Source organism: Paenibacillus sp. P4_A9 (genome assembly GCF_056402415.1).
The window spans coordinates 1-1014 of sequence record NZ_JBFUHL010000224.1; the positions used below are offsets into that span (position 1 = coordinate 1).

General features: G+C 41.6%; 2 protein-coding genes. Both read left to right on the forward strand.

Going from position 1 to position 1014, the window contains the following annotated elements:
• On the forward strand, positions 1 to 497 hold a 497-nt coding region (locus AC1DVJ_RS31130; RefSeq protein WP_477596821.1), incomplete at its 5' end, for a hypothetical protein.
• 57 nt (positions 498 to 554) lie between these two features.
• On the forward strand, positions 555 to 1014 hold a 460-nt coding region (locus tag AC1DVJ_RS31135), incomplete at its 3' end, for a glycosyltransferase family protein (RefSeq protein WP_477596823.1).

Below are 1014 nucleotides of genomic sequence, written 5' to 3' on the forward strand. Positions count from 1 at the left end.
CACCAGTTGCGGTCACCCTTCCTTTTACACGAAAATCAAAAAGGAACATCGCCAAAACGCCAGCTGTATCGGAGCCAATCCCGGTTACAGTAGATCCTGTTCATGCAGGAGATCCTGCTGCAATCCTCGTTCCTTCAATACCAGCAAGCCCTGTCCCAGCAATAATTCAGTTCCCTGCTAATAGACAGAAGCAATTTAAACTTCGAGTTCCAAGAAAGCGGCGCGCTTTGAGAAAAACCAAAATCATCAAGAAAACCCGTTTTTTAAAACGAAGAAAATTAAAGAGGCTCACCAAATGGAAACGCGTCTCAGCTATAAAGATTATCTGGGGTTACAGAACATGGCGTGCTAAGAAAAAAGTGAAGCCTACTCTCCGTCCTAAAAAGAGACCAATGAAACGTAAACAGGGTCTTAAGAAGCCTATTAAACATGTAGTGAAGCCTAATTTTAAAAAATACTACTACCACAACGGAATAAGATTATACCGCCCTTGTTGAGAAAAAGGCAGATTCAACCCAGAAAAAGGACTGCCTGAGAAAGGAAGCTGTTAACTTGTGAACATTCTGATGATTTGTACAGAAAAGCTGCCTGTCCCCAACATTCGAGGGGGAGCTATCCAAACCTATATTGACGGTGTGGCCTCKCTACTAAGTAAACATCACAGAATTACAATTCTTGGTAGAACGGACCCTGATTTACCGAACGATGAAGTTGTAAATGGCATCCGCTATGTGCGTGTTGTTTCAGATGGTTTACTTGATGCATATAAGGCTGGCGTTATCCAATTTCTCCAAAATACGTCCGAATTTTATAATATTATTCAAATTTTCAATCGCCCCCTGCTGGTCCTTCCTGTCCGGGAGGTTGCGCCATCATCACGGATTATTTTAAGTATGCATAACGATATGTTTAACCCCTTTAAGATTGATCATAATCAGGGGAATGCCGTCATCGAACAAACAGAACGTATTATTTCAATCAGCCAATATATTGGAACTGCCATCTGTGATTACT